The 20,263-nt window shown below is 56.9% G+C and carries 23 protein-coding genes and 1 tRNA gene; 14 read left to right on the top strand and 10 right to left on the bottom strand.

The features are described 5' to 3' along the window. Positions 1-8 precede the first annotated feature (8 nt). The 5 genes from BVU99_RS11430 (at position 9) to BVU99_RS11410 (ending at position 3,793) form a co-directional block, all read left to right on the top strand. A complete protein-coding gene (locus BVU99_RS11430) occupies positions 9-521 on the top strand; it encodes a fimbrial protein (protein ID WP_168186794.1) in 513 nt (170 codons plus the stop codon). A 170-nt stretch (positions 522-691) separates the two neighbouring features. Beyond that, positions 692-1,501, top strand: coding sequence for a hypothetical protein (locus BVU99_RS11425; RefSeq protein ID WP_043143783.1), 810 nt, complete (start codon positions 692-694; stop codon positions 1,499-1,501). A 198-nt stretch (positions 1,502-1,699) separates the two neighbouring features. Continuing rightward, positions 1,700-2,608, top strand: coding sequence for a hypothetical protein (locus tag BVU99_RS11420; protein WP_099817071.1), 909 nt, complete (start codon positions 1,700-1,702; stop codon positions 2,606-2,608). Positions 2,609-2,835: 227 nt separating this feature from the next. Continuing rightward, positions 2,836-3,372, top strand: a complete 537-nt coding sequence (locus tag BVU99_RS11415; RefSeq protein ID WP_060448260.1) for a LuxR family transcriptional regulator — start codon at positions 2,836-2,838, stop codon at positions 3,370-3,372. Positions 3,373-3,508: 136 nt separating this feature from the next. Then, positions 3,509-3,793 (top strand): hypothetical protein, encoded by a 285-nt coding sequence (locus BVU99_RS11410; RefSeq protein ID WP_043143788.1) that lies wholly within the window; start codon positions 3,509-3,511, stop codon positions 3,791-3,793. A 1,025-nt stretch (positions 3,794-4,818) separates the two neighbouring features. Here BVU99_RS11410 and BVU99_RS11405 read toward each other — a convergent pair. The 6 genes from BVU99_RS11405 to aspA form a co-directional block, all read right to left on the bottom strand. Next, positions 4,819-4,894 (bottom strand) — tRNA-Phe (locus tag BVU99_RS11405). A gap of 160 nt (positions 4,895-5,054) precedes the next feature. Continuing rightward, on the bottom strand, positions 5,055-5,630 hold the full coding sequence (locus BVU99_RS11400; protein ID WP_004929655.1) for a transcriptional regulator: 576 nt from the start codon (positions 5,628-5,630) through the stop codon (positions 5,055-5,057). Positions 5,631-5,672: 42 nt separating this feature from the next. Then, positions 5,673-7,388, bottom strand: a complete 1,716-nt coding sequence (locus tag BVU99_RS11395) for a protein-disulfide reductase DsbD (RefSeq protein ID WP_099817069.1) — start codon at positions 7,386-7,388, stop codon at positions 5,673-5,675. Further along, the gene (gene cutA, locus BVU99_RS11390; RefSeq protein WP_004929657.1) at positions 7,364-7,687 is read right to left on the bottom strand and encodes a divalent cation tolerance protein CutA; all 324 of its coding nucleotides are present in this window, start codon (positions 7,685-7,687) and stop codon (positions 7,364-7,366) included. The genes BVU99_RS11395 and cutA overlap by 25 nt, the downstream gene beginning before the upstream one ends. Before the next feature lie 109 nt (positions 7,688-7,796). Continuing rightward, the gene (locus BVU99_RS11385; RefSeq protein WP_016929379.1) at positions 7,797-9,098 is read right to left on the bottom strand and encodes an anaerobic C4-dicarboxylate transporter; all 1,302 of its coding nucleotides are present in this window, start codon (positions 9,096-9,098) and stop codon (positions 7,797-7,799) included. 125 nt (positions 9,099-9,223) lie between these two features. After that, positions 9,224-10,660 (bottom strand): aspartate ammonia-lyase, encoded by a 1,437-nt coding sequence (aspA, locus tag BVU99_RS11380; protein WP_004929659.1) that lies wholly within the window; start codon positions 10,658-10,660, stop codon positions 9,224-9,226. Between the two features lie 369 nt (positions 10,661-11,029). Between aspA and BVU99_RS11375 the strand changes: the two genes are divergently transcribed. The 5 genes from BVU99_RS11375 (at position 11,030) to BVU99_RS11350 (ending at position 16,190) form a co-directional block, all read left to right on the top strand. Beyond that, positions 11,030-11,518, top strand: coding sequence for an FxsA family protein (locus tag BVU99_RS11375; protein WP_004929660.1), 489 nt, complete (start codon positions 11,030-11,032; stop codon positions 11,516-11,518). Between the two features lie 189 nt (positions 11,519-11,707). Further along, positions 11,708-12,001: a co-chaperone GroES gene (locus tag BVU99_RS11370; RefSeq protein ID WP_004929661.1), complete on the top strand. Its 294-nt coding sequence runs from the start codon at positions 11,708-11,710 to the stop codon at positions 11,999-12,001. Between the two features lie 44 nt (positions 12,002-12,045). Continuing rightward, positions 12,046-13,692 (top strand): chaperonin GroEL, encoded by a 1,647-nt coding sequence (gene groL, locus BVU99_RS11365; RefSeq protein ID WP_004929662.1) that lies wholly within the window; start codon positions 12,046-12,048, stop codon positions 13,690-13,692. 224 nt (positions 13,693-13,916) lie between these two features. Next, positions 13,917-15,542 carry a methyl-accepting chemotaxis protein gene (locus BVU99_RS11360; RefSeq protein WP_049295091.1) on the top strand — a complete coding sequence of 542 codons (1,626 nt, stop codon included), beginning with the start codon at positions 13,917-13,919 and terminating at the stop codon, positions 15,540-15,542. A 303-nt stretch (positions 15,543-15,845) separates the two neighbouring features. After that, complete coding sequence (locus BVU99_RS11350; protein ID WP_025305007.1) at positions 15,846-16,190, top strand: DUF4156 domain-containing protein; 345 nt, start codon at positions 15,846-15,848, stop codon at positions 16,188-16,190. Positions 16,191-16,277: 87 nt separating this feature from the next. On the opposite strand, the gene epmB is transcribed toward BVU99_RS11350, so the two are convergent. Continuing rightward, entirely contained in the window at positions 16,278-17,306 is a 1,029-nt protein-coding gene (gene epmB / locus BVU99_RS11345; RefSeq protein ID WP_049295092.1) for an EF-P beta-lysylation protein EpmB, read from the bottom strand. Positions 17,307-17,348: 42 nt separating this feature from the next. On the opposite strand from epmB, the gene efp reads away from it, so the two are divergent. From efp to sugE, 4 genes are all read left to right on the top strand, one after another. Continuing rightward, positions 17,349-17,915, top strand: coding sequence for an elongation factor P (gene efp / locus BVU99_RS11340; protein ID WP_004929666.1), 567 nt, complete (start codon positions 17,349-17,351; stop codon positions 17,913-17,915). A gap of 70 nt (positions 17,916-17,985) precedes the next feature. Further along, on the top strand, positions 17,986-18,117 hold the full coding sequence (locus BVU99_RS11335; RefSeq protein WP_004929667.1) for an entericidin A/B family lipoprotein: 132 nt from the start codon (positions 17,986-17,988) through the stop codon (positions 18,115-18,117). Between the two features lie 121 nt (positions 18,118-18,238). Next, on the top strand, positions 18,239-18,370 hold the full coding sequence (locus BVU99_RS11330; RefSeq protein ID WP_004929668.1) for an entericidin A/B family lipoprotein: 132 nt from the start codon (positions 18,239-18,241) through the stop codon (positions 18,368-18,370). Between the two features lie 192 nt (positions 18,371-18,562). Then, complete coding sequence (gene sugE, locus BVU99_RS11325) at positions 18,563-18,880, top strand: quaternary ammonium compound efflux SMR transporter SugE (RefSeq protein ID WP_004929669.1); 318 nt, start codon at positions 18,563-18,565, stop codon at positions 18,878-18,880. On the opposite strand, the gene blc is transcribed toward sugE, so the two are convergent. The 3 genes from blc to frdC form a co-directional block, all read right to left on the bottom strand. Then, positions 18,874-19,407 carry an outer membrane lipoprotein Blc gene (gene blc, locus BVU99_RS11320; RefSeq protein WP_099817068.1) on the bottom strand — a complete coding sequence of 178 codons (534 nt, stop codon included), beginning with the start codon at positions 19,405-19,407 and terminating at the stop codon, positions 18,874-18,876. The genes sugE and blc overlap by 7 nt on opposite strands. Positions 19,408-19,491: 84 nt before the next feature. Then, the gene (gene frdD, locus BVU99_RS11315) at positions 19,492-19,851 is read right to left on the bottom strand and encodes a fumarate reductase subunit FrdD (RefSeq protein ID WP_004929672.1); all 360 of its coding nucleotides are present in this window, start codon (positions 19,849-19,851) and stop codon (positions 19,492-19,494) included. Between the two features lie 12 nt (positions 19,852-19,863). Beyond that, complete coding sequence (gene frdC, locus BVU99_RS11310) at positions 19,864-20,256, bottom strand: fumarate reductase subunit FrdC (protein WP_025305010.1); 393 nt, start codon at positions 20,254-20,256, stop codon at positions 19,864-19,866. Positions 20,257-20,263 lie beyond the last annotated feature (7 nt).

The following is a 20,263-nucleotide window of genomic DNA, read 5'->3' as shown; positions in this document are numbered from 1 at the left end:
AGATGAAGATGAAATATATTCCAGGGTTGGCTGCCTTGGCCTGCATGGGATTGCTGGCCAGCGGCGCGGCGCAGGCGATAAAGGTGAATTTTACCGGTAATCTGGTGGCGGCGCCCGACTGCGTCCTCAACACGGATAAAGATATCAGCGTTGATTTTGCGGAAGTGGTGGGCACCAAGGTTGATGGTAAAGCCTACAAGAAAATGCCGATCCCCTACACCGTCAGCTGTAGCGGCGGTTCACCAGGCAGCGGCCAGCTTAAGGTGATGCTGGGCTATACGACCGTCCCATGGGGCGATTACAGCTCGATCCAGGCCCAACCTATCCTGAAATTTGCTAATTTCGGGTTGCGTATCATCGAAGGGGACGCGGATAAAACCTATGTGCCTAACACCAAGGTGGTGGTTGCCGATCAGAATAATCCGCCTAAGTTCTACGCCGTACCGATCGGCAAAGAGAACGCGGGTTTACCTGTGGGGGATTTCACCGCGTCGGCTACCATGACCGCTATGTATGAGTAAAGCATTATCCCAGCACCGAAGCTGCACTGCTCCGGTGCCGGGCTGCGGCATCAATTAAAGCCACCACATTATAAATGCGGTGGAAAGAGGCGCACCGACGGCACTTAACCGGCGGAATATTTTCGCCATTGGCGATGGTCGGATAATTTATTTTGCCGGAGGAAAACCAGATGAAAAAGATTTTTTTATTGCTGATCGTATTTTTTGGCGGCATGAATGTGGCCCGCTCTGCTGACTTCGAGGCCATTCCTCGTATCGAGAATAAAGATGCATACTATGCTCATCTCTCTTTTACGTTCCTCAATGTTTCATCGGATTCGACATTACCTAACTATTGTTTTCAATCTAAAAACCCCTGCATGATGGCTCTGGTGATGACCGTGGGGGGGAACCCAGTTTTAAGCGTGCCGTTGGTCGATGCTAACAGTTCATGTAACACGGCGGATTGCAATACCAGCACGCGCACGGCCCGGACCATGGGGGAGCTGGCGCCGTTAATCAGGTACTTAGGGCGCAATGGGCAAAGCTCGCCAAGAGAGCTGAGGCAGGTTGGCGGTTGGGATATTCAACTCTGCTTAAGTTTCTCAAATCCTAATTTTGCTAAGTTCGGTTGTACTCCCTCGATACCCAAGACGCTCACTTGCGATATCCTCGATACTAACGCAGTCGTCGATTTCGGTTCATTCAGCAACGACGTGACGGCCCGGCAGGCTACGGGGACCATCAAGGTAAATTGTTCCAGCGAGGCTTACTTGCGCGTTAAGTTTAATTCCAATGTCACCAATATGCCGTTAAGCCAGGATGGGCGGCTTACCGCCAGCCTGAAGTTTAGGGATCTGATCGCCGGCGTGGGCGATAATTATGTAAAAGTACCTGGTGGCAACAGAGAAATATTTATAGACGGTGAGCTTAGGAATAATAACACCTCACACACCGGCCCGTTTTCTGTTCCTGTGGTGGCCATTATTGAATTAATGTAAAAGATCGCGTGTTAGAAGTGATATGAAGGGTGAATCTAGCTTAATACGCTATGGGTTATAGTGCATGCGATTGCGTCATTTTTATAAGGCAGAAGAAGATTGAGGGCGGTTTTACCTATTTAACTAGGGGCTGGCATGCAGATTGTTTTTTTATTGTGGCAATCGGTATGAAATTTTTACGATGTCTAAGGAGGGATAATGTTTCTACGTCAAGGGCACACGATGAAAGGGTTTTTATTATTTCTGGGCATATTGCTGGGATGGGCCAGCTGGGCTAATGCGGCATACCACGATGCGCCCACCAGCGTCAGAAAAGGAGAGGAACCGGGAACTTATCTGATCACCACTACGCTGAACGATATAGCACCGATACCCAGTTGGAATGCATGCCACTACACCACATCTAATACCGGATATTCATGTGGCTACGTCTTTGGGCTCTACTCTGCTCATTGGGATGGTAATGTCTACCCCGGTGGAGCCATGATCTCTATACCTTTGGTTGATCGAACCCCCCCTAACCAGTGTAATACGAGTAACTGTAATACCAGTTTAGCGACTGCCCAAACCATTGGGGAATTGGTGCCGCTGATGAAGCTCCGTGGCGGATTCGGAGTAACCAAGTCGGCACTGTACCGTCCAGGGGCCGAGGGGAAAAGGCCGGGGTTTAAAACCTGTATCTATAGTTGGCGAGCTTCAGCTATTGGGAATGTCGATGGTGGCCTGTTTGACTGCAGCGAGCTTATTCCTCTGACGGCAAGCTGCGATATTCTTGACACCGATGCCGTAGTCGATTTTGGTCCAATCAGAAGCGATGTTGCCAGCCGGCAGGCCAGCGGTTCATTTAAAGTTAATTGCTCGAATGATACGGATATACGAGTTAAGTTTGCCTCCAGTGTAACGGATATGAAGTTAAGTCAAGATGGCAGGCTTAGTGTCAGCTTGAAAGTGCGAAACGCGAAGCCCGGCGTTAACGCTCTGGAGAGCTTTGTTACGGTGGTTGCTGGTACGCAAGAGATATTTATCGACGGCGATCTCAAAAATGCGAACACCTCACACACGGGACCCTTTTCTACTTCGGTAGTGGCCATTGTGGAGGTTGCATAAAATAATCTGCTATCGAGCGTATTAACTAAGTCGTTATCAGTAAGTTTATCGCAGCATAACCGCTTATTTTTTAGGAAGAACGCATGTGATGTTTTCCTGGCGATGTAACGGGTTGGGTCTGAAAGATTCGCTATTGTTTAAACATATATCGTGAGAGCTGGAGTAAAAATCCATCGAACGGTTATCGCTGGCGCGAATTAATACTATGCCTACAGGAGACTCAGGGAATGAAATCGATCAATATTGTGATTGATGACGAAAATCGCTATTTCGCTACCGGCTTGCGGTTAAGTATTGCGAAATATGCGCAGCAGTATAATAAAGTCGCGCATTTCCTGCTGCCAGGCAGCGATGAGCGGCCTGACATCGTGTTGACCTCACAGATCCGGCGTGCCCGGCGTTGGACTGCCTATTCAAGGGCACACGTCGTCACCATTAAAGAAAGGCAGACCGTTGCAGCCAGGCGAGCGAAGCGAGTGCTTTACCGAACCGACGATCAACAACGGCTGTTTACGCTGTTGACCGATGCCCTGGCCAATCCCGGCCCGGTATGCCATTTTTCCGGTCTAGTGCTGACCCCTCGTGAGCGGCAGGTTATCGGCTATATGCGGCGTGGGTTGGATCAATCGCAAACCGCCAGAATAATGGGGGTGAGCGTTAAAACGGTGCACAGCCATAAACGTTCGGTAATGGGTAAGCTGATGTTAAATCGCAGCCATGATTTTATGTATTGGTTACTATCACCAGAGGCAGAGTATTCCTAACCGTGATGGGGAATGATTTTAATTATTCCCATCTGTTATCTTTATATCGCTAAAGGATAGTTTATTTTGATTAACATTTACCGGGAGAATGTTAATTCTTGTTTTATTCATTTGTTAGATAGCAAAAGGGAAAGTTATGAAAAAGACAGCGGCTTTACTTATTGGCGCTTGCATCATGATGGCATCTTATGCACATGCCGGTTTTAACGGCAATCATAACGTGCAGGGCAATAATGGCAACGCCAGCGGCGCCGGCAATAGCGATTTTGGTCAATGCATCAATGGTCAAGGGAAAAATGGTGGGCAATGTGCGGGCAACACCAACACAGGCGTCAAGCCTAAAGAAAAAGATAAAGGCGAAGTCATGAATGCGATCTGTGAATCGCCGTTTATGAAAAAATACTCGCCGCTATGCCAGTAATATTGATTTTTAAATGACAAGCAGGGTTATCCTCCCTGCTTTTTTTGTGACTGTTGATTAAATATCCTGTTGTTCCGACTAAAAATATAAGTTCGGTGAATTATTATCGTTGGCAGTGATGGTAGCTGTACGTAATTTACGTGGGGTATTATCTACACCAAGGGAAAGGTTAAGTGGATTTGTTTTATTTCGCGATATTCTTGTTGTGTTTAAGCATCTATTCATTCTACAAACATGCGCAGCGGATGAAGAAAAGGCAGCTATCTATTCAAGAACTCGGCCATTCTTCCCGTTGGTTGGCATTGCGACGTCATCATTGACGCTGCTACGCATTGTATGACGTAGCGTTTTTTACCAGAGAGTAGTATCCGCCTCAACGAAAGAGGGTGCCCGGACTCGGACAACCGGCGCTGGCGCCGCGTTGAACAGCGCTTCAGCGCTGGCCCGCAGGGGGAGGCCTTTGGCTGAATAATCGAACGCAGTTCGATGACGAGTCCAGTCCCTGAAAAGCAAAAACCCGCCATAGGCGGGTTCTTCTGAATAGGGCGACCGGACTCGGACAACCGGCGCTGGCGCCGTGTTGAACAGCGCTTCAGCGCTGGCCCGCAGGGTGAGGCCTTTGGCCGAATAATCGAACGTAGTTCGATGGAGAGTCCGTACCCCAGAAAGCGAAAAACCCGCCATAGGCGGGTTCTTCTAAATAGGGCGACCGGACTCGGACAACCGGCGCTGGCGCCGTGTTGAATAGCGCTTTAGCGCTGGCCCGCAGGGTGAGGTCTTTAGACCGAATAATCGAACGCAGTTCGATGGAGAGTCCGTACCCCAGAAAGCGAAAAACCCGCCATAGGCGGATTCTTCTGAATAGGGCGACCGGACTCGGACAACCGGCGCTGGCGCCGCGTTGAACAGCGCTTCAGCGCTGGCCCGCAGGGTGAGGTCTTTAGACCGAATAATCGAACGCAGTTCGATGGAGAGTCCGTACCCCAGAAAGCGAAAAACCCGCCATAGGCGGGTTCTTCTGAATATGGTGCCCGGACTCGGAATCGAACCAAGGACACGGGGATTTTCAATCCCCTGCTCTACCGACTGAGCTATCCGGGCAACGCGCAGCATTAAACCGTATTGGCCGAAAGCCGTCAACGGCTTTATGCGTTAAAGACGTTAAAATACCTCCGGTTGCTGGCTTTTCAGGCAAAGGGCGCAAAAAATGCGCCTGTTCTGGCTATCACCTTGGGTTGGCTGTGCCGCCAACCCTGCCGATTCAGCTTAACGCCCCGTTGCGGCGGCACTGCGCCACCTGCAAGATGTCTTCCGCCAGCCGTTTGGCGACCGATACGTCCTGGAGCTGGCGTTTTACCAGCAGTTTGCTCAGGCAGCCTTCCTGAATCAATTCCATTTGCTGCGCCACCATGTCGGCGTCGTCGGCGTCCATGTCGCGCAGCAGTTCGCGGGTCAGCTCCAGCGAGGTCAGCTTTTGCTGCTCCGCCAGTTGGTGGATCGGATGATCCGTTTCCGGGAAGAAGCTGCAGGCGGCGATAAACAGGCAGCCGGGGTAGCGGTCTTGCTGCACGTATTCCGCCAGCACGTCATAGCGCGCCAGCAGCTTTTGCTGCGGGCTCAGGCTCTCGTCCAGCAGCAGCTGGCGGCGCCAGGTGTCGATCTGTTGGCCGTGGTAGCGCAGGCAGTCGTACAGCAGCGCTTCGCGATCTGGCCAGAACCGCTTGAGATCGCCGGGCTGAACGTCGAGTTTTTCCGCCAGCATCTCTAATGTGGCGGTCGCCAGGCCCTGTTGTTCCAACAGGCCCAGCGCGGTATCAAGGACGTGTTCACGTTGCACTTGTGCTTCCTCCTCTTCGGTTCAGAACCTCAGTGTTATTTATCACATCACTTTCTGCAAATGCGCGTTGAAGGCTTCCGCCTTCATAAAACCGGTGACCCGCTGTGCTGTCAGTTCCTGGCCCGCCGGATCGAAGAACAGGATCGTCGGCAGCCCCAGCACCTGCAGGTGCTTCAGCAGCGCCGCCTGTTCCACGCTGTTAGCGGTCACATCCGCCTGCAGCAGCACCGCGTTGGCCAGGCTCGCCTGTACCGCGGCGTCGCTGAAGGTGTATTTCTCGAACTCTTTGCAAGCTACACACCAGTCGGCGTACAGGTCCAGCATCACCGGTTTGCCCCGCGCCTGTTGCAGCGCGAGATCGAGCTGTTCGACGTTGTTGATGCGGGTAAAGGCCAGATGCGGTTGAGCCGCCTGCTGCGCCTGGTCGGTGCCGAAAGCCCAGTCTTGCAGCGGCCGCGCGGCGATCACCGCCGCCGCCAGCAGCAGCAGTTGCAGAGCGCGCGTCCAGCCGCGTGTGCTTCTCAGGCTCAGGGCGAAGGCCCAGCCGAAGAACGCCAGGCCGAGCAGGCTCCACAAGCGCATGCCCCACAGGTCGCCGATCACTCGCTCCAGCAGGAACACCGGGAGCGCCAGAATGACGAAGCCGAAGGCCTCTTTCACGTACTGCATCCACGGGCCGCTGCGCGGCAGCAGGCGGTTGCCGAACAGGGTGACGATCACCAGCGGAATACCCATTCCCAGCGCGTACAGGTACAGCGTACCGCCGCCGGCCCACAGATTACCGCTCTGGGCGATATACAGCAGGATGGCGCTGAGCGGCGCGGTGGTGCAGGGGGAACAAATCAGCCCGGCTAGGGCGCCCATCAGGAACACGCCGGTCAGTGAGCCGCCGCGCTGGGTGTTGCTCCAGTTTGCCAGCCGGGTTTGCAGCGCTGAGGGCAACTGCAGGGAATAGAGGCCGAACATCGAAAGCGCCAGCGCGATGAACAGCACCGACAGGCCAATCAGGACGTAAGGATGCTGCAGCGCCGCCTGGAACTGCAATCCGGCGGCGGCCACCACCAAGCCCAGCAGGGTGTAGGTGAGCGCCATGCCCTGCACGTAAACCACCGCCAGCGCCAGAATGCGGCCGCTGCTTTGCGGCCGGTCGCGGCCGAGGATGATGCCGGAGATCAGCGGGTACATCGGCAGTACGCACGGGGTGAAGGCGATACCGATGCCGATCAGCAATGCCCACAGCGGCGAGAACGGCAGGCTGGCCGGTGCGGCAGGGGCTTCAGCCGGCGCAGAGGCCGAGAGCGGCGCGGCGGCGGTGGCGCTGACCGCGTCCAGCGGGATGGTTCGGGTTTCCGGCGGATAGCAGAAGCCGGCCTCGGCGCAGCCCTGATAGGTGACGCTGAGGCTGGCGTTGGCCGCCGCCTGTTGCAGCGGCACCTGCAGATTCAGCTGCTGTTTGAAAATCGCCACTTCGCCGAAGAATTCATCCTTGTGGCTCAGCCCGTCCGGCAGGGTAAACGCGCCGAGCGTCGCCTGCTGCGGCACCAGTTTGATCTGCTGACGATACAGGTAGTAGCCGGGGCGGATCTGCCAGTTCAGCGTTACCTGGTTGCCTTGCTGTTTGAAATCGAAAGCGAAGGCCTGATCGACAGGCACGAACTGGCTGCCGCCCTTCGGCGCGAACAGCGAAGCCTGTGCCGCCTGCGGCAGGAAGCACAGGCTGCACAGCAGCAAAATCAGTTTAAGGAAGCGTTGATCCATAACAGGTAGTCTTTATCTCCGGCCATCACCGGCAAGACCAGCAGCTCGGGCGTCTGGTAAGGGTGATGTTGTTTCAGGGTGTCGAGCAGGGCTTGCTGACGGCGGCGATCGCTTTTGAACAGCATCTGCACTTCGTATTCCTGTTCCAGTTTCCCTTCCCAGTAATACAGCGAGGTGGCGCCGGGCAGCAGCGTGGCGCAGGCCGCCAGCTTATCGCCCAAGACCCGCGCCGCCAGTTCCTGGGCGCTGGCTTCATCGGGTGCGGTACAGAGTATGACGACAGCTTCGCAATCAGACATCTTCAGCCCTCTCATCGGTTTGAATGGGCACTATACCCTGAAGGCGGATTGGCTAGAAGGCGAGTTTATCGCCAGAAGGAAAACCGGGGCCGCAGCCCCGGTCTAAGCCTTACAGCATGACGCTGCCGAGCAGGAAGCCGAATACCACCGCGAAAATCACGCCCATGGTGCCGGGAATGAAGAACGGATGGTTGAACACGAAGCGGCCGATGCGCGTGGTGCCGGTATCGTCCATCTGCACCGCGGCGACCAGCGTCGGGTAGGTCGGCAGGATGAACAGGCCGGAAACGGCCGCGAAGGAGGCGACGGCGGTCAGCGGCGACACGTTCAGCGCCAGCGCCATTGGCATCAGCGCCTTGGCGGTGGCGGCCTGCGAGTACAGCAGCGCCGAGCAGAAGAAGAAGATCACCGCCAGCAGCCACGGGTGCGCCTGAATGACGCTGCCGGCCGTCTCTTTGATCCAGTCGATGTTGGCCTGCACGAAGGTGTCGCCCAGCCAGGCGACGCCGAGGATACAGATACAGGCGCTCATGCCGGCCTTGAAGGTGCTGGAGTTCAGCACCATGTCGGTGTCGACGCGGCACAGCAGGGTGGTCAGCGTGGCGACGCTCAGCATGATGATCAGGATGGCGTTGGTGGTGTTCATCAGCGGCTTGGCCACCAGGCCCAGGCCCGGGCTGTTGATGATGGCGTAGGCGACCACGCACAGCACGCCCAGCAGGAACAGCAGCACCGAGGTTTTGGCGCGTGGTTTGATCGCCAGCGCGTTGTTGCCGCGCAGGGTGATCAGGCCTTCTTCCAGGCGTTTCAGGTACACCGGATCGTTAGACAGCTTGGAGTCGAACAGCCAGGTCACCAGCAGCGACATCACCAGCACGGCGCAGAAGGTGGATGGGATCACCACCATCAACAGGTGCAGGTAGCTGACGCCGTGGCCTTCCATCACCGAAGACATGTACACCACCGCGGCGGAGATCGGCGAGGCGGTGATGGCGATCTGGGCGGAGACGACGGCGGTCGACAGCGGGCGGCAAGGCTTGATGCCCTGCTCTTTCGCCACCTCGGCGATCACCGGCAGCGCCGAGAGCGAGATGTTGCCGGTGCCGGCGAAGATGGTCAGGAAGTAAGTGACGATAGGGGCGAGAATGGTGATGTGTTTGGGGTTCTTACGCAGCAGTTTTTCGGTCTGCTGCACCAGATAGTCCATCCCCCCGGCGACCTGCATCGCGGAGATCGCCGCGATCACCGCCATGATGATGGAAATCACGTCGAAGGGAATGCTGCCTGGCTTGACGCCGATCAGCGCCAGGACCAGAACGCCCAACCCCCCCGCGAACCCGATACCGATACCGCCCAACCTGGCCCCTAAAAAGATGGCCAGCAGAACGATAACCAATTCTACGGCTAGCATAGTGTTTACTCCTTAAAATGAGAGAAATTGAAAATCAAACGTTAAAATTTTGTGGGCGCCGGAAAGTAAAAAGGCACGCTATCCAGAGGATTTAGCGTGCCTTTCAGGGCTACCGGGTAGGTCTGTTATTGTTCATTTTCATCCGTATAGCGTTTAGCTTTATAAGCCGGGTGCATCAGGTTCTCCACGGAGAAGATGTCATCCAGCTCGGCTTCGGTCAGCAGGCCGCGTTCCAGCACCACTTCGCGCACGCTCTTGCCGGTTTCGGCGCAGATCTTCCCGACGATGTCACCGTTGTGGTGGCCAATGAACGGGTTCAGATAGGTGACGATACCGATCGAGTTGAAGACGTAGTGTTCGCAGACTTCTTTATTCGCGGTGATGCCGTTAATGCATTTTTCCAGCAGGTTGTAGCAGGCGTTGGTCAGGATGTGGATCGACTCGAACATCGCCTGGCCGATCACCGGCTCCATCACGTTCAGCTGCAGCTGGCCCGCTTCGGCCGCCATGGTAACGCAAGTGTCGTTGCCAATCACCTTGAAACACACCTGATTGACCACTTCCGGCACCACCGGGTTCACTTTGGCCGGCATGATGGACGACCCCGCCTGCAGCTCCGGCAGGTTGATTTCGTTCAGGCCGGCGCGCGGGCCGGAGGAGAGCAGGCGCAGGTCGTTACAGATTTTGGACAGTTTCACCGCCAGGCGTTTGAGTGCGCTGTGCACCATCACGTAGGCGCCGCAGTCGGAGGTGGCTTCGATCAGGTCTTCCGCCGGTACCACCGGCAGGCCGCTGACTTCCGCCAGTTTTTGCACCGCCAGCGGCTGATAGCCTTCCGGGGTGTTGAGCGCGGTGCCGATGGCGGTGGCGCCCAGGTTAACTTCCAGCAGCAGCTCCGCGGTGCGGTGCAGGTTGCGGGTCTCTTCGTTCAGCAGCACGCTGAAGGCGTGGAATTCCTGGCCGAGGGTCATCGGCACTGCGTCCTGCAGCTGGGTGCGGCCCATTTTCAGGATGGTTTCGAACTCTTTCGCCTTGCGATCGAAGCCTTCACGCAGCTGGTTGATGGCGTCGATCAGTTTCTGGTTGGAGGCGTACACCGCGATGCGGAACCCGGTCGGGTAGGCGTCGTTGGTGGACTGGCACTTATTGAGGTGATCGTTCGGGTTCAGGTACTGGTATTCGCCTTTTTGATGGCCCATCAGCTCCAGGCCGATGTTCGCCAGCACTTCGTTGGTGTTCATGTTCAGCGAGGTGCCTGCGCCGCCCTGGAACACGTCCACCGGGAACTGATCCATGCACTTGCCTTTATCCAGCACCTCGTCGCAGGCCTGGATGATCACGTCGGCGATTTTGCGTGGGATGGTTTTGAGTTCTTTGTTGGCCATCGCCGCGGCCTTTTTCACCATCACCATGCCGCGAACGAACTCGGGGACATCGCTGATTTTGCTGTTGCTGATGTAGAAGTTTTCAATCGCACGCAGAGTGTGAACTCCGTAGTAAGCGTCTGCGGGGACTTCACGTGTTCCTAACAGGTCTTCTTCGATACGAATGTTGTTTGACATGAGAACCTTCTCTATGTGTTGCTGCCGAATTAATAATTTGTCAGGTCAAGGCTAGTAAGGGCACAGCCTAAATTAATGTTGCCGAAGGCTTGGGGCGTGAAACGATTAACCAAATCGCCCGTTGCTGCCCAGATCATATGCTGGTTGATAAGAAATGACTGAATCCAGATCACCTTATGGTGTTTAAGGATATGCCCTTTTCCGGTTCTGTGACTTCTTTCACGTTTGTGAACTTTAGCAATAAAAACCGGCTCTCGGTTGAAATGGTGGGGGGATGCCCTCATTGTAATGGTGTCGGCCGTTTACGGCCTCTTTTTTCGCGCCGTCGCCCCGTGGCGGCCGTGCCTTACCTACCGATAGGAGAACCAGGTGCGCTGGTTACCGCTACTGCTGATATTTCTGCTGGCTTACATAGAAATATCCATCTTTATCAAAGTCGCCGCCGTGCTCGGCGTGGCTGTCACCCTGCTGCTGGTGGTGTTCAGCTCCTGCGTCGGCATTTCGCTGGTGCGCAATCAGGGCATGAAAACCTTCGTGCAGATGCAGCAAAAACTGGCGGCCGGCGAAAGCCCGGCGGCGGAAATGGTGAAAAGCGTTTCGCTGGTGCTGGCGGGCTTCCTGCTGCTGATACCGGGCTTCTTCACCGACTTCCTCGGCCTGTTGCTGCTGCTGCCACCGGTGCAAAAATCGCTGACGCTGAAGCTGATGCCGCACCTGTCGGTGTATCGCCCCGGCGGTTGGACGGGCGGCGACGCCGCCAACGGCAATACCTTCGACGGCGAATTCCAGCGCAAGGACGACGAACGCCCGGTGCTGGAACACCGCCCGGACGAGGATCGCAAACCTCACGATCGTTAAGCAAACGCGGCTCAGGCCGCGTTTTTCATCTCTGCGGCACTCGCCGAACCGAAAATGCGAAATTTTTTTTGTTCGCCCCCTTGAAGGGGGCTGGAACGCCCCCATCTCAAATGCCACGAGGCCGGTAATAACAACCATCCGGTGTACAACCCTAAATCTGATAGAGACCTTCTTACAGGAGAGCGTTCAATGAGTATTCGTCCATTGCATGACCGCGTTATCGTCAAGCGCAAAGAAGTTGAATCAAAATCTGCTGGCGGCATCGTCCTGACTGGCTCTGCTGCGGGTAAATCCACTCGCGGTGAAGTGGTTGCAGTGGGTAAAGGGCGTGTGCTGGAAAACGGCAACATCCAACCGCTGGATGTGAAAGTTGGCGATATCGTGATTTTCAACGACGGCTACGGCGTGAAAGCAGAGAAGATCGACAATGAAGAAGTGTTGATCATGTCCGAAAGCGACATTCTGGCAATTGTTGAAGCGTAATTGCGCTTTATCTTCTGAACTGAACGAGTTGAAGGGAAATACCAATGGCAGCTAAAGACGTAAAATTCGGCAATGACGCTCGCGTGAAAATGCTCCGCGGCGTGAATGTTCTCGCTGATGCAGTAAAAGTGACCCTGGGCCCGAAAGGCCGCAACGTAGTGCTGGATAAATCTTTCGGCGCACCGACCATCACCAAAGACGGCGTTTCCGTTGCGCGTGAAATCGAACTGGAAGACAAGTTCGAGAACATGGGCGCACAGATGGTGAAAGAAGTGGCCTCCAAAGCGAACGACGCGGCGGGCGACGGCACCACCACTGCAACCGTACTGGCTCAATCCATCATCACCGAAGGCCTGAAAGCGGTTGCTGCAGGCATGAACCCGATGGATCTGAAGCGCGGCATCGACAAAGCGGTTGTCGCTGCGGTTGAAGAACTGAAAAAACTGTCCGTACCTTGCTCCGATTCCAAAGCTATCGCTCAGGTCGGCACCATCTCCGCCAACTCCGACGAAACCGTGGGTAAACTGATCGCGGAAGCGATGGAGAAAGTGGGCAAAGAAGGCGTTATCACCGTTGAAGAAGGCACCGGCCTGCAAGACGAGCTGGACGTGGTTGAAGGTATGCAGTTCGACCGCGGTTACCTGTCTCCATACTTCATCAACAAGCCGGAAACCGGTTCTGTTGAGCTGGAAAGCCCGTTCATCCTGCTGGCCGACAAGAAGATCTCCAACATCCGCGAAATGCTGCCGGTGCTGGAAGCCGTTGCCAAAGCAGGCAAACCGCTGCTGATCATCGCTGAAGACGTAGAAGGCGAAGCGCTGGCGACCCTGGTGGTCAACACCATGCGCGGCATCGTGAAAGTGGCTGCCGTTAAGGCGCCTGGCTTCGGCGACCGTCGTAAAGCCATGCTGCAGGACATCGCTACCCTGACTGCCGGTACCGTTATCTCTGAAGAGATCGGTCTGGAACTGGAAAAAGCCACCCTGGAAGATCTGGGTCAGGCGAAACGCGTTGTCATCAACAAAGACACCACCATCATCATCGATGGCGTGGGCGACGAAGCGACCATCCAGGGCCGCGTTGCTCAAATTCGTCAGCAGATCGAAGAAGCGACCTCTGACTACGATCGTGAAAAACTGCAGGAGCGCGTAGCGAAACTGGCCGGCGGCGTTGCCGTTATCAAGGTTGGCGCAGCCACTGAAGTTGAAATGAAAGAGAAGAAAGCCCGCGTTGAAGACGCCCTGCACGCAACCCGCGCCGCAGTGGAAGAAGGCGTGGTTGCCGGCGGCGGCGTCGCGCTGATCCGCGTTGCAGGCAAAATCGCCGCGCTGAAAGGCGACAACGAAGACCAGAACGTGGGTATCAAAGTTGCGCTGCGCGCAATGGAAGCCCCTCTGCGTCAGATCGTGGTCAACGCCGGTGAAGAAGCTTCCGTTATCGCCAACCAGGTGAAAGCGGGCGAAGGCAGCTACGGCTACAACGCTTACTCTGAAGAATACGGCGACATGATCGCGATGGGTATCCTGGATCCAACCAAAGTGACCCGTTCTGCTCTGCAGTACGCGGCTTCCGTGGCTGGCCTGATGATCACCACCGAATGCATGGTCACCGACCTGCCGAAGGCTGACGCACCGGATCTGGGCGCAGCAGGCGGCATGGGTGGCATGGGCGGCATGGGCGGCATGATGTAATCATCCCCACACGCTTGTGTGCTGAGAACCCCGGTCAACTGACCGGGGTTTTTTTTAGCTTAAAAATCAATTAAAAGGATGTTTTGTTAGCTTGTTATTAGTTTGGTGAATGAATAATTGCATTATTTTGTTTTTACCCTAAACCGTTGTCGTTTCGTACCGATATAGCCCCTACCAGGCGGGGAATTTCCCCTCGCCGGTGTGACTGTCAACGGAGACGACTTATGCTGAAAAATATGAAAATAGCCACCTGGCTGATGATGATGCTGTTGCTGCTGGGCTTGATGCCCATGGGAACTGGCGCCATTGCCTTCTATTTCATGCAGCAAAACGGCCACAGTATCGACAGGATGAGCACCTTCTCCGACGAGGAAGCGGCGCTGAACCGCAGTTGGCGTGCTTTGCTGCAAACGCAGACGCTGATCGACAACATGGCGTTCGAGCGCTGGGCGCAGACCAGCAGAGCCGATATTCAGCAGGGTATCGATGAGGCGCGAGGTGAGCTGCGCAGCGCCGACGTCGCGTTCAACCTGTTTTGGGAGACGCCGGGCCTGACGGTATCGCGCCCGGATCTGGGCGAGGCGATGAAAAAGGTTTACCTGGCGCAGCAGGCGGTGCTGAAGCAAGAACTGACGCTGTTGGCCGACACGCCACAGACGGCGCTGATCGAGCGGCTGCACGCCATGGCGGCAGAGAAGCGCCAGGTGCGCCAGCGGCTGGATAACCAGTTTGCCGACTACATGCGGGCCACGGTGGCCGCCCACCGTCTGGCAGTGGAAGAGGCGGAGCAGACCCAAAAAGTCTTCGCCCGCCTGCTGAGCGGCACCCTGGCAGCGATCCTGTTGCTGCTGGTCGCCGTGCAGCGTGATTTCCGCCGGCGCTTGATTCTGCCGCTGCGCCAGATCGCCGAACACTTGCAAAAGGTTGGGCGCGGCGATCTACGCAGCGAGATCGCGGTACGCAACAACAATGAGATCGGCATGCTGTTCGCCAGCCTACGGACGATGCAGCAGGAGCTGAGTGCGACCGTGCAGCAGGTGCGTGACGGTGTGGAGTCGATCAACCACGGTACGCACGAGATCGCCGTCGGCAACGCCGATCTCTCCAGCCGCACCGAAGAACAAGCCAGCGCGCTGACGGAAACCGCCGCCAGCATGGAGCAGATTACCGCCACGGTGCGGCAAAACGCCGATAACGCCACTCAGGCCGCCGGCATGGTCAATCAGACCGCCGGCATTGCCCGCAACGGCGAAACGCTGATGGCCAGCGCGATCGACAAGATGCGGGCGATCAACGACAGCGCGCGTCAGGTGGGGGATATTACCAGCGTGATCGACGGCATCGCCTTCCAGACCAACATTCTGGCGCTGAACGCCGCCGTCGAGGCCGCACGTGCCGGGGAGCAGGGGCGGGGTTTTGCGGTGGTAGCCGGCGAAGTGCGCAATCTGGCGCAGCGCTGCGCGACTTCGGCCAAGGAGATCAGCGGTCTGGTCGACGGCGTAACCGGCGATATCGCCGCCGGCGTGCGGCTGGTGGAACAGGCGGGCGAGACGATGAATGCCATCGTCGGCTCGGTGAACCAGGTGACGTCGCTGATGGATAACATCTCCTATGCGTCGGAAGAGCAAAGCAAAGGCGTCGAGCAGGTCGGGGTGGCGGTGACCCAGATGGATCAGGTGACCCAGCAGAACGCCGCGCTGGTGGAGGAGGTGGCGACCACCGCCGTCGGCGTGGAGGAACAGGCGGCCCTGCTGGCGCAGGCGGTGGCGGTATTCAAACTGGCGGAGGGGGAACCGCGCCAGGGCGACGTGGAGGCGCAGGCATCGGCGGCCGTTGCCGGTTGGGTATAACGCCGCCGCACTGTATTTGATGATATTTTTGCCGCCCGGGGCGATTTAGCTGGTAAACTGGTAAGTCATCAGCTGTCGCTCAAGACGTTGGCCCGCTCGCGCGGCAACGGATGCTTAAGAGATGGCATCGCTTTCTGATATACCCTATGAATTTCAAGTTGTAGCTAGGCGGCCAGCTCGTGAGTCCCCAGGCGCTTACTTGAGTAAGTAACTGGGGTGAGCGAGCGCAGTCAACAACGCTACAGCTTGAAAGGCGACGGGTAGAAGATTTTGCGTAATTCTCAACATCGAATGGGGAACAAGATGCGGATTAAAGCCTTACTGGGTCTTTCGGCAGCGATGCTGCTGGCGGGTTGCAGCACCACTCATGAACTGACCGCTGCGGGTCAGCAGATCAAGTTCACCGACAGCAAGCCGGCGGCGGAATGCCAGCTGCTGGGGGAAGTGACCGGCACCCAGAGCAACTGGCTGTCCGGCAACGGCGGTGAAGGCAGCTCCATGCGCGGTGCGGCCAACGATCTGCGCAACAAGGCGGCGGCCATGGGCGGCAACGTGATCTACGGCGCCAACAGCCCGAGCCAGAATCTGCTCTCCAGCTTCGCACCGCTGGACAGCAAAATGGTCGGCCAGGTTTACAAGTGCCCGTAAGGCGCTGAGACCGCAGTCGCAAAGAGATAAAAAAAGAGGAATGCCACGGCATTCCTCTTTTCGTTCCATCGGGCCATGTGGCGCGCGTCACTCCGGCATCAGGCGCAGGTCGATCGGCGTTTTGCTCGGTTCGCCGCCCACTTCACGCGTCAGGCGCGGTACCAGGTAACCGGACACCTTGCTCAGCAGCGCCTGCATGATGGCGCGCGCTTCATCGTCGCTGACCATGAAGTGCGCTGCGCCCTGCACCTTGTCCAGCACGTGGATGTAGTAAGGCAGGATACCGGCGTCGAACAGCGCGTTGCTGAGCGCCGCCAGCGTGTCGGCATCGTCGTTGACGTCGCGCAGCAGCACGCTCTGGTTGAGCAGCGTGACGCCGGCGAGGCGCAGCTGCGCCATGGCGCTTTGCAGGTCGCGGTCAATTTCGTTGGCGTGGTTGATGTGCGTGACCATCAGCACCTGCAGGCGCGAGGCCGACAGCAGGCGGCACAGCGCCGGCGTGATGCGCGCCGGGATCACCACCGGCAAACGGGTGTGAATGCGCAGGCGTTTCAGGTGCGGGATGGTCTCCAGTTCGCCAACCAGCCATTCCAGCTCGCTGTCTTTGGCCATCAGCGGATCGCCGCCGGAAAAAATGATCTCGTCCAGTTCCGGGTGTTGGCGGATATAATCCAGTGCCTGCCGCCAGTTGTTCTTATTGCCCTGATTATCCTGATAGGGGAAGTGGCGACGGAAGCAGTAACGGCAGTTGACCGCACAGCCGCCCTTGACCAGCAGCAGTGCGCGATTGCGGTATTTGTGCAGCAGGCCCGGCACCACGCTGCGCTGCTCATCGAGCGGATCGGTGGTGAACCCTGGGGCGTTGATGAACTCCTCTCTGGCGGTCAGCACCTGGCGCAGCAGCGGGTCGTTGGCATCGCCGGGGCGCATGCGCGCAGCGAAGGCGCGCGGCACGCGCAGGGCAAACAGCCGACGGGCATCGCGCCCCTGCGGCAGTTCCGGGTGCGTATTCAGTGACAAAAGCTGCAGTAATTCATCGGGATCGGTAATAACATCGGCGAGTTGATGCAACCAATCTTCTCTATGTGCCGTACTTTGGGTTATAATGTGTGCCATTTTTTTGGCTAAGCTACCAGTTCAAATATTCAGAGGGCCATCATGGCGACTTATTCTAGCAACGATTTCCGTCCGGGTCTTAAAATCATGTTCGAGGGCGAACCTTACGCCGTCGAAGCCAGTGAGTTCGTTAAGCCGGGCAAAGGCCAGGCGTTCGCGCGCGTGAAAATGCGTCGTCTGCTGACCGGCACCCGCGTGGAAAAAACCTTCAAGTCTACCGATTCTTGCGAAGGCGCAGACGTGATGGACACCAACATGAACTACCTGTACAGCGACGGTGAGTTCTACCACTTCATGCACCCTGAGTCTTTCGAACAGCATCAGGTTGACGGCAAAACCGTCGGCGACGCGGCCAAATGGCTGCAGGATAACGCAGAGTGCATCATCACCCTGTGGGATGGCCGTCCAATCGCCGTTCAGCCGCCGAACTTCATCGAAGCGGAAATCACCGATACCGATCCTGGCCTGAAAGGCGATACCGCAGGGACTGGCGGCAAGCCGGCAACCCTGAGCACCGGCGCCGTGGTGAAAGTGCCGTTGTTCGTCCAGATCGGCGAAGTGATCAAGGTTGACACTCGCTCTGGCGAATACGTCTCTCGCGTTAAATAAGTTTCAAAACAGAGGAACCCACGCGGTTCCTCTGTTTTATCCTATCTCCGTTCGTTGGCAGAAAATCCGCATGTTCAAGAAAACGTTGTTGGCCGTGCTCTCCCTGTTGTTCCTTTTCTCCCTCAGCAGTTGCAATACGTTTCGCGGTTTCGGCGAAGACGTTCAGCATCTCGGCGGCGCCATCTCCCGCACGGCCAGCTGATCCCCGTCTTTAACCCGATGTATTTGCGCCACAAAGCCGGTCACGATCCCACACCCTCCGTCAATTTTGACTACGCTTAGAAAGCCGTACTTTTTCATCAACGACAAATAAGGACTTTCTTATGCTGAAGAAAAGTATTATCGCGATCTTCTCTTTGATGATTTTGAGCTCGCTGACCGCCTGCAATACCACCCGCGGTGTGGGTGAAGACATTCAGGCCGGCGGCAAGGCTATTCAGCGCAGCGCGGAATAATCCGTTCTCTACCTGGCGGCGTTCCGGCTGCGGAGAGCCGCCACATTTCTATCCCTTGCCTGAGCGTTAACGCTGCTGCTATCCTGCCGCAGTGCGGGTGAGGTTACCCGTCATGCGTCACCTCGCTAAACGGGACGACCCGTTTACGCGTCATTTTATCGGGGACGACCCCAGTGGTAGGGAGGCCGTCTCATGGCCTGGATTATTCTGCTTATCGCCGGTTTGCTCGAAGTGGTTTGGGCTATCGGTCTGAAATACACCCACGGTTTTACCCGGCTGACGCCGAGCATCATCACCATCGCTGCGATGGTGGTCAGCATGTTGCTGTTGGCCAACGCCATGAAAACGCTGCCCGCCGGCACCGCCTATGCGGTGTGGACCGGCATCGGCGCGGTGGGTGCAGCCATCATGGGCATGGTGCTGTTGGGTGAGTCGACCAATATTGCGCGCATCATCAGCCTGTGCCTGATCGTGGTCGGCATACTCGGGCTGAAGTTCAGCAGTCACTGATCGGCGGACTGTTGCACCCAGATCAGCTTGTCGGTGGCGAAACCATAGCCTTTGGCCGTCTGCAATAAGCTGTCGCGTACGCTGGCGTCAAGCGTCGGCGTGCGCGACAGGATCCACAGATAGTCGCGGTTAGGGCCGCAAACCAGCGCGTAGCGATACGCCGGATCCAGGGCAATCACGTTGTAGCCGCCATAGAAAGGGCCGAAGAACGACACTTTCAGCGCCGCGACCTGCGGTGAACCGATAAAGTAGGCTTTGCCTTCGCTTTCTTGCCATTGCTGTTTTTGCGGATTGAAGCCGCGATTGATGACGTTCAGTCCGCCGTCGGCGCGCGGGCTGTAATGGGCGGTCACCTGCTGCAAACCGCGTTCAAAACGATGATCCAGACGAGCGATCTCATACCAGGTACCGAGATAGCGCTGGCTGTCAAAGGGGGTCACGACCTTGATGTCTTTAGGCGGGGAGACGCTGCAGGCGACGGAGAGCAGGGCGGAAAGCATGACGCTAAGCTTTGACCATAAACGCATCGGTGACTCCTGTTTACCGGGGGCGAGTAAACAGTGTAGCCGATGAGAAAAGGGCGGCCAACGGGCGTTGGCCACCCGAGCGGTTTACAGAGTGACGACGCCGATGACGGTGACGACGCTGAGGATTGCCGCCAGACCGTAGAACACCCACTTGCCGGCCGGCACGTGGATCTTCAGATCGTGCATCGCATGGTGGATGCGGTGCAGGCCGCACCACAGCGGCAGAATGATCATCAGCAGTAGGAACAGGCGGCCGATCAGGCTCTGGCAGAACGCCAGCACGCGTTCGTAACCCAGCGCTTCACCGGGGAACAGCCCCAGCGGCAGCAGAATGCCGACCAGCAGCACGATAGCCGGCGCGACGATCGCGCCCCACATGCCGCCGGCGCCGAACAATCCCCAGAAAACCGGCTCATCGGAGCGTTTAGGTGCTTGATTTATCATGTTTCCTCCGGATTAGAACAGGGCCACGGCCAGGATGACCACGCTGACGACGATCGTGACGGCCCACAGCCCTTTCACGATGGGGCCCGGTCCCATTTTCTCGCTGTTGACCACGATATTGGCGGCCTTCGGCGCCAGATCGAACCAGGTTTTGGTGTGCAGCGCCGCCGCCAGCAATGCGACGACGTTGATTAACAGCACCAGCGGATTCTGCAAGAAACCGACGAAGCCGGCCCAGCTCTCGGCGCCGCCCTTCAGCGCGAACACGCCGTAGAGCAGCACGATGCTGAACCAGACCGCCAGCACCGAGGTGCCTTCGCGCAGCATGTAGAAACGGTAGAAGCCGAGCTTTTGCCACCAGGTGGGCGTCATGGTGCGCACATAGGGCTTACGTTGAGTTGTCATGGCAATT

The organism is Serratia sp. OLAL2, assembly GCF_002752475.1.
Classification (GTDB): Bacteria; Pseudomonadota; Gammaproteobacteria; order Enterobacterales; family Enterobacteriaceae; genus Serratia; species Serratia bockelmannii.
This window is presented reverse-complemented; position numbering and strand designations above follow the sequence as displayed.